At 67.4% G+C, this 14012-nt stretch carries 17 protein-coding genes; 7 read left to right on the forward strand and 10 right to left on the reverse strand.

Translation table 11 applies throughout. The features are described 5' to 3' along the window. Window positions 1-537 (reverse strand): alcohol dehydrogenase catalytic domain-containing protein (locus WA965_RS14420; RefSeq protein ID WP_526447676.1); only part of this gene is annotated, 537 nt, incomplete at its 3' end. Window positions 538-572: 35 nt separating this feature from the next. On the opposite strand from WA965_RS14420, the gene WA965_RS14425 reads away from it, so the two are divergent. Next, window positions 573-1034 (forward strand): acyl-CoA thioesterase, encoded by a 462-nt coding sequence (locus tag WA965_RS14425; protein WP_526294471.1) that lies wholly within the window; start codon window positions 573-575, stop codon window positions 1032-1034. A gap of 58 nt (window positions 1035-1092) precedes the next feature. On the opposite strand, the gene WA965_RS14430 is transcribed toward WA965_RS14425, so the two are convergent. Further along, window positions 1093-1932: an SDR family NAD(P)-dependent oxidoreductase gene (locus WA965_RS14430; protein ID WP_526294472.1), complete on the reverse strand. Its 840-nt coding sequence runs from the start codon at window positions 1930-1932 to the stop codon at window positions 1093-1095. 86 nt (window positions 1933-2018) lie between these two features. Here WA965_RS14430 and malQ point away from each other — a divergent pair, with 86 nt between their 5' ends. Continuing rightward, window positions 2019-4013, forward strand: a complete 1995-nt coding sequence (gene malQ, locus WA965_RS14435; protein WP_526294473.1) for a 4-alpha-glucanotransferase — start codon at window positions 2019-2021, stop codon at window positions 4011-4013. 14 nt (window positions 4014-4027) lie between these two features. Here malQ and hadA read toward each other — a convergent pair whose 3' ends face one another. Beyond that, on the reverse strand, window positions 4028-4477 hold the full coding sequence (hadA, locus tag WA965_RS14440; RefSeq protein WP_526294474.1) for a (3R)-hydroxyacyl-ACP dehydratase subunit HadA: 450 nt from the start codon (window positions 4475-4477) through the stop codon (window positions 4028-4030). Window positions 4478-4517: 40 nt separating this feature from the next. Here hadA and WA965_RS14445 point away from each other — a divergent pair, with 40 nt between their 5' ends. The 3 genes from WA965_RS14445 to WA965_RS14455 are packed head-to-tail and all read left to right on the forward strand — an operon-like array spanning window position 4518 to window position 7050. Further along, complete coding sequence (locus tag WA965_RS14445; protein ID WP_526294475.1) at window positions 4518-5291, forward strand: enoyl-CoA hydratase/isomerase family protein; 774 nt, start codon at window positions 4518-4520, stop codon at window positions 5289-5291. Window positions 5292-5326: 35 nt separating this feature from the next. Continuing rightward, a complete protein-coding gene (locus WA965_RS14450) occupies window positions 5327-6262 on the forward strand; it encodes an NAD-dependent epimerase/dehydratase family protein (RefSeq protein ID WP_526294476.1) in 936 nt (311 codons plus the stop codon). After that, window positions 6259-7050: a glycosyltransferase family 2 protein gene (locus WA965_RS14455; RefSeq protein WP_526294477.1), complete on the forward strand. Its 792-nt coding sequence runs from the start codon at window positions 6259-6261 to the stop codon at window positions 7048-7050. Before WA965_RS14450 ends, WA965_RS14455 begins: the two co-directional genes overlap by 4 nt. Here the strand turns inward: WA965_RS14455 and WA965_RS14460 are convergent. Together WA965_RS14460 and WA965_RS14465 are read right to left on the reverse strand one after the other, a co-directional pair. Beyond that, window positions 6998-7459, reverse strand: coding sequence for a GtrA family protein (locus WA965_RS14460; protein ID WP_526294478.1), 462 nt, complete (start codon window positions 7457-7459; stop codon window positions 6998-7000). The genes WA965_RS14455 and WA965_RS14460 overlap by 53 nt on opposite strands. Continuing rightward, the gene (locus tag WA965_RS14465) at window positions 7456-8181 is read right to left on the reverse strand and encodes a class I SAM-dependent methyltransferase (RefSeq protein WP_526294479.1); all 726 of its coding nucleotides are present in this window, start codon (window positions 8179-8181) and stop codon (window positions 7456-7458) included. The genes WA965_RS14460 and WA965_RS14465 overlap by 4 nt, the downstream gene beginning before the upstream one ends. Before the next feature lie 100 nt (window positions 8182-8281). On the opposite strand from WA965_RS14465, the gene WA965_RS14470 reads away from it, so the two are divergent. Together WA965_RS14470 and WA965_RS14475 are read left to right on the forward strand one after the other, a co-directional pair. Further along, entirely contained in the window at window positions 8282-9436 is a 1155-nt protein-coding gene (locus tag WA965_RS14470; protein ID WP_526294480.1) for an NAD-dependent epimerase/dehydratase family protein, read from the forward strand. Further along, window positions 9412-10911 carry a hypothetical protein gene (locus WA965_RS14475; protein ID WP_526294481.1) on the forward strand — a complete coding sequence of 500 codons (1500 nt, stop codon included), beginning with the start codon at window positions 9412-9414 and terminating at the stop codon, window positions 10909-10911. The genes WA965_RS14470 and WA965_RS14475 overlap by 25 nt, the downstream gene beginning before the upstream one ends. Before the next feature lie 6 nt (window positions 10912-10917). Here the strand turns inward: WA965_RS14475 and WA965_RS14480 are convergent, their stop codons facing one another. The 5 genes from WA965_RS14480 to WA965_RS14500 are packed head-to-tail and all read right to left on the reverse strand — an operon-like array spanning window position 10918 to window position 13800. Further along, the gene (locus WA965_RS14480) at window positions 10918-11595 is read right to left on the reverse strand and encodes an energy-coupling factor ABC transporter permease (RefSeq protein WP_526294482.1); all 678 of its coding nucleotides are present in this window, start codon (window positions 11593-11595) and stop codon (window positions 10918-10920) included. Between the two features lie 24 nt (window positions 11596-11619). Continuing rightward, a complete protein-coding gene (locus WA965_RS14485) occupies window positions 11620-11928 on the reverse strand; it encodes a nitrile hydratase accessory protein (protein ID WP_526294483.1) in 309 nt (102 codons plus the stop codon). Further along, on the reverse strand, window positions 11925-12545 hold the full coding sequence (nthA, locus tag WA965_RS14490; RefSeq protein WP_526294484.1) for a nitrile hydratase subunit alpha: 621 nt from the start codon (window positions 12543-12545) through the stop codon (window positions 11925-11927). The genes WA965_RS14485 and nthA overlap by 4 nt, the downstream gene beginning before the upstream one ends. Further along, the gene (gene nthB / locus WA965_RS14495; RefSeq protein WP_526294485.1) at window positions 12542-13279 is read right to left on the reverse strand and encodes a nitrile hydratase subunit beta; all 738 of its coding nucleotides are present in this window, start codon (window positions 13277-13279) and stop codon (window positions 12542-12544) included. The genes nthA and nthB overlap by 4 nt, the downstream gene beginning before the upstream one ends. Next, entirely contained in the window at window positions 13276-13800 is a 525-nt protein-coding gene (locus tag WA965_RS14500; protein WP_526294486.1) for a DUF1097 family protein, read from the reverse strand. The genes nthB and WA965_RS14500 overlap by 4 nt, the downstream gene beginning before the upstream one ends. Window positions 13801-14012 lie beyond the last annotated feature (212 nt).

The following is a 14012-nucleotide window of genomic DNA, read 5'->3' on the forward strand; positions in this document are numbered from 1 at the left end:
GGTGAGCACGGCGCAGCCCAGCAGCGAGGCGACCACCGGCGGGACGTCGGAGTCAACGGGCACCACCGAGCGGCGGTCGACGACGGCGTGACCCGCGAAGCCGGACACCCCCAGGTGGTGGAGCACCGGTGCGCCATCACGGGTCAGGCGGGTATCACCGGCCATCAGCGTGCCGGCACCGTTGGCGGCGCTGCCGGGGATACATGGTGCCAGCCCATCGGTGGCGCAGCCGGCGCACTGTCCACACCGCGGCAGGAAGGTCAGCACCACGCGTTGGCCGACCGCCAGATCGGAGTCCCCGCCCACCTCCTCGATCACGCCGGCTGCTTCGTGGCCGAGCAGCATCGGCACGGGCCGCACCCGGTTGCCGTCGATCACCGACAGGTCGGAGTGGCACAGGCCGGCAGCTTCGATGCGCACCAGCAGTTCGTCGGTCCCTGGCGGCGCCAGGTCGAGGTCGGCGATCGACAGCGGACCGGAGTCGGCGTACGGGCGGGGTAAACCGATCTGGTCGAGCACGGCTCCGCGGATCTTCATGAGGCCCAGCTTGCCCTGACTGACAAACTACGGCCATGACGAGTGAGGAACGGTCGCTGCGAAGCGGTGATTTCCCGGTGCACTGGCCGGTGTTGACGCGCTGGACCGACAACGACATGTTCGGTCACCTCAACAACGCGGTCTACTACGCATTGTTCGACACGGCGATCAACGCGTGGATCACCACCGCCACCGGTACCGACCCGCTGTCCGCACCGTGGCTCGGGGTGGTGGCCGAATCCGGATGCCGGTATTACGCCGAGCTGAAGTTCCCCGATCCGCTGGCGGTTGGGCTGGTGGTCGAGCGGCTGGGCCGAACCAGCGTCACCTACCGTCTCGGGGTCTTCCAGACTCCGCACGATCCGCTCGGTGCCGGTGATCATCCGGTCGCAGCCGTCGGGCACTGGGTGCATGTGTACGTCGATCGCGCCACCCGCAGACCGGTGCCGATTCCCGACGAGATCCGCGGGCTGCTGGAGAGCGCGCGCTCCAGCTAGCTCCACAACCGCCGTCGGCGGCGGCAGCCGATTAGCCGCCTTCGGCGGCGGCAGCCGATTAGCCGCCTTCGGCGGCGAGCCTGGCGCGCTCCCTCATCGAGGCGACCACCCCGCCGTCGTTGAGGATGTCGGTACCGGTGAGGTAACCCGCTTTGTCGCTGACGCAGAAGGCCAGCAACTCGGCCATCTCCTCGCGTTTTCCCCATCGCGGCACCGCCGCGTTGGTGACCATCGCACCCGCGCCGGCCTGCTCTTCGAGCCTGCCCATCTCCGTGTCGACCGATCCCGGGGACACCGACACGATGCGCAGCCCCCGACTGTTGAACCTTTCGGCCTGCGATGAGCTGTACCACCTGACGAAGCCCTTGCTCACCGCATAGGCGAACCCGGAGCGGGCTTCGTCGGGGACGACGCCGCACGTCGACATCATCTCCGTCATGAAGGTGTCCACGTCCCGCATCGCCAGCGGGTACTTGCCCGTCGGCATCACCTCCTCGGGCAGCAGGTGCGCCGCCATCGACGCCACGTTCACGATCGCGGCGCCCTCGGCGGCGGTTTCGTAGAACACCTCGCCGACGTTGAGCGTGCCCAGGGCATTGGTCCTGATGATGTAGTCGGCGCCGCCCATGCTGGGGCTGACCCCGGCGGTGTGGATCACCGACGCGACCGTCCCGAGGCCGGCGGCGGTCTCGAAGAGTCCCGCGACCGCCTGCGCGTCGGTGACGTCGCAGTTGACCGCCGTGGCGGTGATCCCCAGGTCGTCGAGAGCGGCGGCCGCGGCATCAAGTCGTTCCTGCCTGACGTCGCACAGGACAACGCTGTGGTCCCGACCGACGATCTTGGCCGTCGCCAGACCCATGCCGCCCGCTCCGCCAGTGATCACCGAGACTGCACTCATCCTTGGACCGTATACGGAGCCACCGCCACAACGTGGCACCGGTCGCACGTCGGTGTAAGCGACAGAGGTGCGGGTATAGCTGCGCGATGTTCGTAGCCCAACCGAGTCCGGTTTCCGAGGATCTCCGCCAACTGGCCGCTGCACACGGCGTGGCCACGTCCTACCGCAACGAGCGGCGGGAACCGGTCGCCGTGGACGCCGACGTGGTCATCCGAGTGCTCGGACTACTCGACGTCGACGCCTCGACGGAGGCCGCTCGGCGGGCCGAATTGGCCGCGTTGGCCGAGCGAGAACGTTCCGGCGTGCCGGCACCCACGGTGGCGGTCCGGGTCGACGGACGTCCCCGATCCGCGCCGGGGGCAGCGCTGTTGGTGGACGAGTCCGGCGCCCACATCGAGGTGCACGATGAGCTGCCCGGCGACCTCGCGCCGGGGTGGTATCAACTGCACACTCGCGACGGGCATCGGTCCACCCTCGTGGCGGCGCCTCCGACGGTGCCCTCGGCCCCTGCCACCTGGGGCTGGATGCTGCAGCTCTACGCACTGCGCTCGGCACGTTCCTGGGGCATCGGCGACCTCGGCGATCTTCGTGAGTTCGTCGATTGGACCGCCACCGAGCACGGCGCCGGCGCAGTACTGCTCAACCCGCTGCACGCACCCGGCCCGACACATCCGGTGCAGCCCTCCCCCTACACACCGTCCAGCCGGCGGTTCGCCAACCCGCTGGCATTACGCATCGAGGACATCGGCGCCTACCGACACGCCGACCCGGACACCCGCGCGGAAGTGGACGCGCTGCGGGTCTCCGCCGGCACCGAGCGAATCGATCACGATCTCGTGTGGGCCGCCAAACGCGCTGCACTGGAGCTTCTTTGGCGTTCCGAGGGGCGCCCCGATCCCCTGGGTGATCCGACTGCGTCCGAGGGATTACGGGACTGGGCCACCTACTGCGCACTCGCCGAGCGGTACGGCGGCCGTTGGAGTCGGTGGCCGCAACAGTTGCGCGACGTCACCGGGTCGGCCGTCTCGTCGGCCCGTCGGGAACTGGCGCCCAGGCTCGCATTCCACGCCTGGGTGCAGCACCGGTGCGCCGAACAGTTGACCGCTGTGCGGGCTGCCGCCCGGGACTCCGGCATGGCACTGGGTGTGCTGCACGACCTGGCGGTGGGAGTCGACGCCGACGGCGCCGACGCATGGGCACTGGCCGACGTCCTGGCGACGGGAGTCAGCGTCGGAGCACCGCCGGACAACTTCACCCCGCGTGGTCAGGACTGGGGGCTGCCGCCGTGGCGGCCGGATCGCCTGGCCGCCACGGGATACACCGCTCTGCGCGACATGCTCCGGGCGGTTCTCGCCCATGCCGACGGCCTGCGCATCGACCATGTCGCCGGCCTGTGGCGGTTGTGGTGGATCCCGCCGGGCGACGGACCCGACCGGGGCACCTACGTGCACTACGACGCAGACACCATGCTCGCGGTGCTGGCCCTGGAGGCCCACCGGGCAAACGCCACCGTGGTCGGCGAGGACTTGGGGACGGTGGAACCGGAAGTCACCCAAGCACTTTCCGACAACGGCATGCTGGGCTGTGCGGTGTCGTGGTTCACCCGCGATCAGTCCGCGCCGGAGGAGCCCCTGTTGTCGTCGGCGAACTGGCCTGCACGCGCGGCCGCGAGCCTCTCGACACACGACCTGCCCACCGCGGCGGGGTTCCTGCGCGGTGAGCACGTCACGGCGCGCGCCGACCTGGGTCTGCTCGACGACGTCGCCGCCGAACGGGCGAACGCCGACAGGGAGCGCAACGAGTGGGTGGCACTGCTGCGCACCGAAGGACTGCTGGACACGGCGTCAGAACCCGACGAGTCGGCGATCATCGTCGCGATGCACCGGTTCCTGGCGGCTACCGCGAGCCAACTCAAGCTCATCTCGCCCTACGACGTCATCGCCGAGCCGCGGCAACCCAATCTCCCTGGGACGATTGACGAATACCCGAACTGGCGACTCCCGTTGCCGGTGACGCTTGAGGAACTGCGCGCCGACCCGCGGGTCGCCGAGGTCACCGCCGCATTCCGGCGGGATCGCTGATACCCGGTGGGGCGTCACTGCGATTCGGTGCGGCCCGCCATCGTGGTGTAGTCCTCCTGCACGGTCTCGCCGTGCTGGTTGGTGATCCTGCTCCTGATCGTCAGGACGTCCGCTCCGAACGCCTGCCGGAGCGACTCGAGCCGAATGTGGCAGTAGAGCCTGTCGCCCGCCTTGATGGGCCGCAGCATCGTGAGTCCCTGCTCGCTCTGGACGATGCGCTCGTCCTCGATGGGGATGCCCGCATGCGCGAAGAAGGCGAGCTGGGCCTGCAGCCCGAAGATCGAGATGAAGGTCAGCGGAGCCAGAATGGCGTCGTGACCCAGCGCGCGGGCGGCGTCCTCGTCGAAGAACGCGGCGTCGGAGTTCTTCACCGCCTTGGCGTACTGGCGGATCTTCTCCACCCCGACCTCGTAGTAGTCGGGGTACAGGTAGGTCATGCCGACGATGTCCGGTGACAGGGCCATGAGCGTCGAACCTATCTGGCTCGGCAATTAGGGTCCAGCCATGAGCCTCGTCACCTATGCACTCGAAGATCACGTCGCCACCATCACCCTGAACCGGCCGGAGGCGCGCAACGCGATCAACGGCGCGCTGCGCAACGACCTGAACGCGGCCTGGGATCGGTTCCGCGACGACGAGGACGCCTGGGTCGGGATCCTGACCGCCAACGGCGACGTCTTCTGCGCCGGCGGCGACCTCAAGGACGGCGCAGGCTCGGTGGGCACGTTCGGCGGAACGTTCTGGGAGAAGCCGACGATCAACTCGTTCGAAAGCGGAATGGAGTTGTTCAAGCCCACCATCGCCGCGGTGCACGGCCCCTGCATCGGCTACGGGTTGACCGGGGTGTTGTTCTGCGACTTCGTCATCGCCAGCACCGAGGCCAGCTTCCGGTTCCCGGAGGTGACGCTGGGGGTGCCCACCGTCGTCGGGGCGATCCGGTTGCCCCACCGCGTCGGGTGGGCCAACGCGATGGAACTGCTGTTGACCGGCGCGTCGATGGACGCCGAGCGCGCCAAGGAGATCGGGTTGATCTGGAGGTTGGTCGAACCCGGCGATCTTCAGGCTGAGGCGATGGCGTGGGCCAAGACCCTGACCAAGGCGGCGCCATTGGCCCAGCGGGCGACCAAGGAGGTCGCCTGGCGTACCGCCGACATGGGCTGGATCGAGTCGGTTCGCTTCGGTGAGACCATGCGCAAGGTGGCCGGAGCCACCGAAGACGTCGCCGAAGGACTACAGGCCTGGCGCGACCGTCGCCCGCCGCAGTGGCGGGCGCGGTAGCAGCCCGCGACCGCAAGCGCGCTACGTTGACCGCTGTGGACGCACACAGTGAGGGCCGCGTGCTGATCACCGGCGGCCGGGGCTTCATCGGTCGCGCCGTCGTGAAGGCCTTTCACGACAGGGGGATTCCCGTCACGGTCGTCGACCGGCAGGAGCCCGCCGAGCCGCGCGACGGGGTGACCGACGTCGTCGGCGACCTCCTCGACAAGGCCGTCCGCGAACAGGCGGTCGCCCCCGACACCGTGGCCATCGTCCACCTTGCCGCCGCGACGTCGGTTCTCCGATCGGTGGAGAGGCCCGCAGACACCTACGCCGACAACGTCGCCGTCACCCACGAACTGCTCGAGCTGGCCCGAATCCGGGGGGTCGGCAGATTTGTGCTGGCGTCGACGAACGCCGTGGTGGGCGACGTGGGTACCACCACGATCACCGAGGAGCTGCCGTTGCGGCCGCTGACGCCCTACGGAGCCACGAAGGCCGCCTGTGAGATGTTGCTGTCAGGCTATGCAGGGTCATACGGGATCACGACCTGCGCGCTGCGATTCAGCAACGTGTACGGATCCGGCATGGCACACAAGGACAGTTTTGTGCCGAGGCTGATGCGGGCGGCGCTCTCGGGTTCGACCGTACGGATCTACGGCGACGGCTCGCAGCGCCGTGACCTCGTTCACGTCGACGACGTCGTTCGTGCTGTTCTGCTCGGTCGGGACAGCAACTACACCGGCAGCGCGATCGTCGGATCTGGACGTTCGGTGTCGGTGCTCGAACTCGTCGAGACCGTTCGCCGTGTCACCGACCGGCCACTGGTCACCGAACACATTGAGGCGCAACAGGGTGAGATGCCCGCCGTGGTCCTCGACCTGTCGCACAGTGCGCAGGCCATCGGCTACCGCCCGTCGGTCGAGCTGGCGGACGGGCTCGAGAGCACGTGGCGCTATTTCCGCGACGAGGCTTCGGGCGCGACCGCGTGACACGCCTCGCCGATTACCCGGACGAGGTGGACACCCTCGCCGTCGCGGAGTTCCACCGGCGCCATCCGCAGCCGCGCCTCGCGGAACTGGTGGTGGTGATCGCCGCCTACAACGAGGCCGCCGGCATCGGCGCGGTGCTGGCGGGCATACCGAGAAGCTGCTGCGGCATTCCGGTCGACGTGCTCGTCGTCGTCGACGGCGCCACGGACCAGACGGCGGAGATCGCGGACCGGCACGGGGCCTACACCTGCGTCGCGCCCCGAAACCGGGGTCAGGGTGCGGCCCTGCGACTCGGCTACCGCCTGGCTGCTGACTGCGGCGCCCGCTACGTGGTGACCACCGACGCCGACGGCCAGTACGACGGCTCAGAGCTCGCCGAACTGGTGCGCCCGCTGGTCGAGGACCGTGCCGATTTTGTCACCGGTTCGCGCCGGCTCGGCCGACACGACTCGGACAGTCGGCTGCGCTGGCTCGGAGTGCGCGTCTTCGCGATGCTGGCCTCGCTGCTGACGTGGCGCCGTCTCACCGACACGTCGTTCGGGTTCCGGGCCATGCGCGCCGATCTGGCCTGCTCGGTTCCGCTGTTCGAGCCGCAGTACCAGTCATCGGAGCTACTGCTCGGCGTCCTGGCCCGGGGGGCGCGGGTCCTCGAGGTGCCCATGACGATGAGCCGCCGCAGCGACGGTGCCACCAAGAAGGGTGGTGACCTGGTCTACGGTGCGAATTACGCCCGCGTCATGCTGCGGACGTGGTGTCGGGAGTACGCGCTGCGCGGTCGACGAAGATGAACCGGTCGAAGAGCACGAACTTCAGCACGAACATGGCGCCGTAGGTCGCCAGGAACGCGGCCCCGACGAGGCCGACCTGCAGCGCCTGCGCAGCAACGTGGTCACGAACCCAGCGGTCGGCGGCCGTCGTGACCAGGATCGCGGTCAGCGCGGTGACGATCACGATCACGGCGTACGGGAGGACTTCCCTGGTGCGGTCCGGGCGTCCGCGGCGCTGCCAGGCCCAGTACCGGTTCATCAGATAGTTGGGCACAGCACCTGCGACGAACGCGAGCAGACTCGCCAGCAGCGGACCGGCCGTGAACCAGTAGGTGACCAGGAAGACGATCTCGCTGAGGATCCCGGCGATGACCGAGGCGCCGGTGTAGCGACCCCACAGTGGAATTCGTGTGCGCCACGGTCGAATCACGACTCGCTCCGCTTGCGGGCCACACACAACACCGACTGACCGAAGGGCACCCGCACCCGACGTTCCAGCGCCTTCGTCACCGGCACCACGCAGCGGTCGAAGGCGGCGACCAACCTCGGATCGGGTGCGCCGGCCCCGCCCCGGCGAACGGCCAACCACCAGGCGACGCCGCCCAGCAGGTTCACCGGCCTGACGAGTTCGACGTCGAGATCCGCTCGCCGTACGGCCTCGGCGAGGGAGTTCGGCGTGTAGCGACGAACATGGCCCACCTTGCGGTCGAACTCGCCGTAGAGCTGTTGATAGCCCGGCACCCACAGGACCAGCCTGCCGCCGACCTCGACGGCCGTGGCGAGTGACCGCAGCGCGCCGGCGTCGTCCTCGATGTGCTCGAGCACGTTGATCGCGACCACCGACTCGACGGGGCGATCGAGATCGGGCGCTGTCCCCAACTCGAGCTGACGGACCTCGACCTCGGCGCGCCCGGCGAAGCGTCGCGCCATGACGGCGACCGCGGCCGGGTCCACATCGGTGACCACGAGTCGGTCCAGGTCGTCGAACTGCTCGGCGAACTCGCCGAGGCCGGCTCCCACCTCGAGGATCGACCTGCCGCAGTGCGGCGCGATCAGTTCGTATTGGTACCGGCGATAGCGGGGCTTGTCCGGTCCCGCGGCCTCGAGTTGACGGCCGGTGGCCGCGGTGAACGCCCCCCGGTGATCGTCCATGTGTCACTCCTCGATGCGTGGGTACTTGTCGCCATTGTGCACGCCACCATTGTCAAGGCTTAGGCTCGTCGTGATCATCACATCCAGGAGGAGGCAGTCTGTGCGAGTTCTGGTGCTCGGCGGTGACGGATACCTGGGCTGGCCCACCGCCCTGCATCTCTCCGATGGCGGCCACGATGTGGCGGTGCTCGACAACTTCGCGCGACGCGGTTACGACGAGGAACTCGGCGTCTGCAGCTTGGTCCCGATCGAGGACCTCGACGTGCGGGTGGCGGCATGGCGCGACGTTTCCGGGAAACAGATCGGCGTCTACCCCGGCGATCTGCTGGATCCGGAGTTCGTCTACGCCACGCTGCGGGACTTCGCCCCAGACGCGATCGTGCACTTCGCCGAACAACGGGCAGCACCGTACTCGATGATCGACCGGGCGCACGCCGTCTACACGCAGCACAACAATGTCGTCGGAACGCTCAACCTGCTGTACGGCATCGCCGAGACCGATCCGGACATCCACCTGGTCAAGCTCGGGACCATGGGGGAGTACGGCACTCCGAACATCGACATCGAAGAAGGTTGGCTCGATGTCGAGCACAACGGTCGCAAGGACCGGGTCCTATTCCCCAAGCGGCCGGGATCCTTCTATCACCTGAGCAAGGTGCACGACTCGCACAACATCGAGTTCGCCTGCCGCAACTGGGGTTTGCGGTCCACCGATCTCAACCAGGGCGTCGTCTACGGTCAGCAGACCCCCCAGACGGCGGCGGATCAGCGGTTGTCGACCCGGTTCGATTACGACGGCGTGTTCGGAACGGTATTGAACCGGTTCGTCATCCAGGCCGTGCTCGGTGAACCCCTGACGATCTACGGAACGGGCCAGCAGACGCGGGGGCTGATCGATATCCGCGACACCGTGGAATGCATCCGCCTCGCCGTCGAGCACCCCGCCGACCGAGGTGAGTTCCGGGTGTTCAACCAGATGACCGAGTCGATGTCGGTGCGCGACATCGCCGGGGTGATCGCCGAGCAGTTCCCCGGGCCGGTACAGATCGAGCACATGAACAACCCTCGGACGGAGGCCGCCGAGCACTACTACAACGTCAAGCACACCCGCCTGGTCGAGCTCGGACTGCAGCCTCACCTGCTCTCGAACACGCTGATCGAGTCGCTGTTCAGCATCGTGGAGGCCAACAAGCACCGGGTCGACGTCGAGAAGTTGTACCCCACCGTGCAGTGGGCGCAGCCCAGCAACGCCTGAATTTGACGGACTCCCCCGCACGCGCGACCCGTCGTCTGGTCACCCGGCATCGGGTGTTCCTGGCCGTGGTGGTCGTCGGTGTCACGTTGCGTGCGCTGGCCTGGTTCGCCTACCAGCCCGCGTTGATGTTCGGCGATTCCTTCCGGTACCTCGGCAACATCGGCATCTACAACCCCGGTGGCTTGCACCCCATCGGGTACGAGCTCTTCATCCTGACCCCGACCCTCGCCGTGGGCGGGCTGGAACTGGTTACCGCACTTCAGCATTGCGCAGGTGTGGGCTCGGCGATCGCGCTGTATGCGCTGACGTTGCGACACGGAGCGAATCGGTGGTTGGCCGCGCTTGCCGCCACCCCGCTGCTGCTGGACGGCTACCAGATCCAGATCGAACAACTGATCATGTCCGACGCCTGGCAGCAGGTGCTCCTCGTCGCACTCCTGTGGGTGCTGCTCGGGGTCGGCGCGCCGAACCCGCGTCGGGCCGCGTTCGGTGGGCTGCTGCTCGGTATGGCGGTGATGCTGCGGCTGGTGGCGTTCCCGTTGGTCGTTCCGGCGGTGTGCTACCTCGTCATCGCGGGCGGGGCCTGGCGGTCATGGCGTGAGTGGGCCGGCTGGCGCACGATCGGCGCGCGCACGCTGGCGTTTGCGGTGGCTTTCGGCGTGGTGATCGCGGGCTACGGCGCGTATTTCCACGCGGAGACGGGCGAGTGGGGGTTGACCCGGACCACCGGCAACGTGCTCTACGGCCGTGCCGCCGTGGTCGCCGACTGCGACAGTTTGACACTTGAACCGTTGCCGGCGCTCGCCTGCCCCGAGGAACCGTTGGGGCAGCGCAAGCGCCTCGACGCCTACGCCCACATCCAGACCGACCCGACCTGGCGAGCTCGATTTCCCGCGGGCACGGATTTGTTCGCGGTACAGAGATCGTTCGGCTGGGCCGTGATACGCCAGCAGCCGCTGGACGTCGCCCGCGCCGTGGCACTGGACTTCCTCAAGGGGTTCCGCCCCGTTCGCGCCGACGCGCCCGGCGACGTCACCGTCGCCAGATGGCAGTTCAAGTCGGAGTACCCCACCGTCGACCTGGACTACAGCATCCAGGCTTCGCGAGAGTTCAGCGGACGAGATCCCACCGCCGTGCCTGCCCTCGCCGCGTTTCTGCGCGGATACCAGCTCAGCGTCGGCTACACCCCGGGCACGTTGTTGGGTGTCCTCGGAATCGTCGCACTGCTCGCCGGATTCGGGCTCGGCCGCGCCCGACACAGCGGCATCCGCTCGGCCATTCTGTTGGCGGTCGGCATGGCCGTGACCATTCTGCTTGCGTCGGCGGCGTTCGAGTTCTCGTGGCGCTACCAACTGCCCGGACTCGTTCTTCTGCCGTTCGCCGGCGTGCTGGGGATCACCGCACTCCGCGGGCGCGGGTCAGCGCCCACGCCTCGGAGGCGCGATCCCCAGCCGGCGGACGTACCTGGCCTATAGCACTCATCAGGCGGGAGCGAAGAGCCGCGGCTCGAGCACGGCGTTGTCCCGGAACCGGTGCAACCCCTTCGCACCGGCCAGCACCGCCAGGTCGGCCAGCGGTTCGAGGATGATGACCGACAGATAGGCCACGCCGAACATCGCCACGCTGCTCAAGGTTTCGGCGGTCAGACCCTCGCCGTACAGTGCCCAGAACGTCACCCACGACACGATGCCGGCTTGGTACGTCGCCGAAAGACCGAGGACCTGACGGTATTTCAGTTCCACATACGGCGTCTGCGGGGCGATGGTCCTCTTCGCCACATACTGCAGCGCGAACAACGGCACCAACAGGGTGGTGACGTTCATGCCGAACTGCGGGAGGTCGAAGGGCGCGACGAACAACCCCTGGATCAACAGTCCCGCGGCCAGCCCGAACGCCGCAGGCGCCGCTCCGAACAACAGGAACAGGGTGGACCCCAGGATCAGGTGGACTTCGGAGACTCCCACCGGGAAATGCGGGAACACCTGGAAGAACACGAACACCATCGCCGTCGTCGCCACCGTGCCGAAAACCAGTGACGCCGAACCGCGCTCCTTGATGTGCTTCCACGCCGAGTTCAGCGCGTACGCGCCGACACCTGCCGCGGACAGGTAACTCAGGACGATCTTCGATCCTTCGACGATCCCCGGTTCGATGTGCATCGCAGTTCCTTGTCTGTTGGTCGGTCAGTGGTGGTCGTCGGTGACCGCGTGGTCGCCGTTGTCGACGTGCAGCGGTGCGGTGAGGATTTCTCTGTGCTGGACCACGTCTTCGAGCGCGGTCACCCAGTGGTCGTAGTACTCCCATTCGCCACGCGCGGACTCCGGCGATGCTTCCCAGCCCCCGATCGTGTCGATCAGGCTCTGCTGGAACTCGCTCCACGGATAGTGACCGAACTCCGAGAGTGCCAGAGCCAGACCGAAAGCCCGGCGTTGCCAGTCGTGGTCGAACGACGGGGCGGCCTGGTCGGTGGTGCAGGTTTCGTGGAGGGTCATGCCGACTGCCCCGCCAACGCCACACCGATCATGGATTCGGTGGTGACCAGGTCCATCAGCTGCTCGTCTGTGAAATCATCAGTCCCGGAGGGCCGTTCAGGGATTACGAACCATCGTGAGTGCCCGCTGGAATCCCAGACCTTGATCTCGGTCTCCTCGGCGAGCTCGACTCCGACCTCGGCCAGTACGGTTCGGGGTTCGCGCGCGGCTCGGGACCGGAACACCGGATCCTTGTACCAGTAGGGCGGCAGACCCAGAACCGGCCACGGGAAGCACGAACACAGGGTGCAGATGATCAGGTTGTGCACGCCCGGCACGTTGGCGACGGCCTGTAGGTGTTCGCCCTCGGCTCCGGCCATGCCCTCGGGCAGTTCCAGCTCGGCGATCGCCGCAGGGGTGTCGACGACCACGCGGGCGGCGAAATCCGGGTCCTTCCAGGCCTTGACGACGATCTTCTTACCGTTCAACGGTGTCATCTCGGACTCGAAATAGGACAGCACCTTGTCGACGGTCTGGTTGGTGATGACCCCCTTCTCGATCAGCAGATGCTCCAGTGCGGCAACCTTTTCGGCGCTCGACTGTTCACGGTCGGATGGGTAGGCGAACTGGTCACTCACTGGTCCTCCTGGACGGGTTGGAGATAGGCCTCGAACAGCTCGGCGTAGAAGGTGTTGGCTCCCGGTTCGGCGCGCACACCCCAGAGCTCGTCGGGGGTGAATTCGACGATGTAGATCGGCATCGGGTCCCCGATGCCGTCACCGGTGTGGACGAAGTAGCCGTAGTCGCCTTCGAAGATGCGGGTCACCGTGCCGATCCGGTCACGCAGCGCGCCGGGTAGCCGGGTGTGAGCTCCGGCCGGGACGTTGGTGATGCGCACCTTCTGGCCGACGGCGAACTGCGGGTGCGCGACGTCGCGCCTGGGGCTGTCACCGCGGCGCAGGTAGTCGATCACCTGAGCATCGATCGCCGGTGCACCCGTCTCACCGGTTTCCGGCGAGGTGCCACCGAGCAGGGCGCCGATCTCCTCCTCCGACACGTAGCCTTTGTCGATGAAGAACTGGGTGATGCCCCCGAGCCACTTCTCGTAGTAGCGGAACTTGAAGTAATCGAAGGGATTCATCCCCTCGGCACCGGTCCGCAGGTCCGCCCACGTCCATTCGTCGTGGAACTCGGTCGGCACCTCGGCGATCGGGTACTCCGGCAGTGCGGAGCCGAGATGGTTGCTCAGGCCCATCATCGCGACGTGGATGCCGAAGATCCGCTTCTCCCAGTCCTCGACGAACACCCGCTTCTCGAGGTTCAGGGGCTGGGGCAGGCCTTCGAGACCGCCGAGATAGTGCTGAAGTTTCATGCCGTGGCACCTTCCGTGTCAGGACGGCTGGCTGGAGCCGTTCGTGTCATCACGTTCGCTAGGTACTCCGAGAGAATCCCGAACGTCGCGCCCAGCACGCAGGCACACGCCGCCACGAGACCGGGATGGGAGATGCTCGTCGCGGTGACCAGTTGTCCCGTCCCGGCCACGGTCGACACCGTCGAGGCGAAGCCGACCACCACAGCGGGAGTGGTGGACAGGAATCCGACCCACGATGCCTGCACCATCAGCGCACTGCCGACACCGACGGCGACGGCGGTCAGGGCGAGCCCGCCACCGAGCAGGTGAGCGACATACAGGCTGGCGCAGGCAATCGCCACACCCACCAGATTCGACGCCACCGACCGGAGCCAGCCGGCGGGTCCGCCGCCGACGAAGAAGAACGAGGCCCATGCCAGGAACACCACCCAGATCGGAACGGTGATCACCGTGGCGGTGAATGCCACCGCCACGCCACCGAGCACACCGATGCTCAGTGTCAGCGCAGATCGAGAATCCATACAGTTCCACCTTGTGTCGTCGAGATCGAGAGGTGTCGCCGAGATCGAGGATCGAACCCGTGAACAACGTTGGGGCCGGCGTGTTTCCGATCGGTTACCGGGGCTTGTCCGCTGGCTGCCGGGATGGACATCTCTCGGGCAGAACCGGACATCGCTCGGGCGGGCAGACCAACACGGACACGTGGGGCGAAAATCCGGACATCGGACTGCGT

Source organism: Mycobacterium sp., assembly GCF_049683935.1.
Lineage (GTDB): Bacteria > Actinomycetota > Actinomycetes > Mycobacteriales > Mycobacteriaceae > Mycobacterium.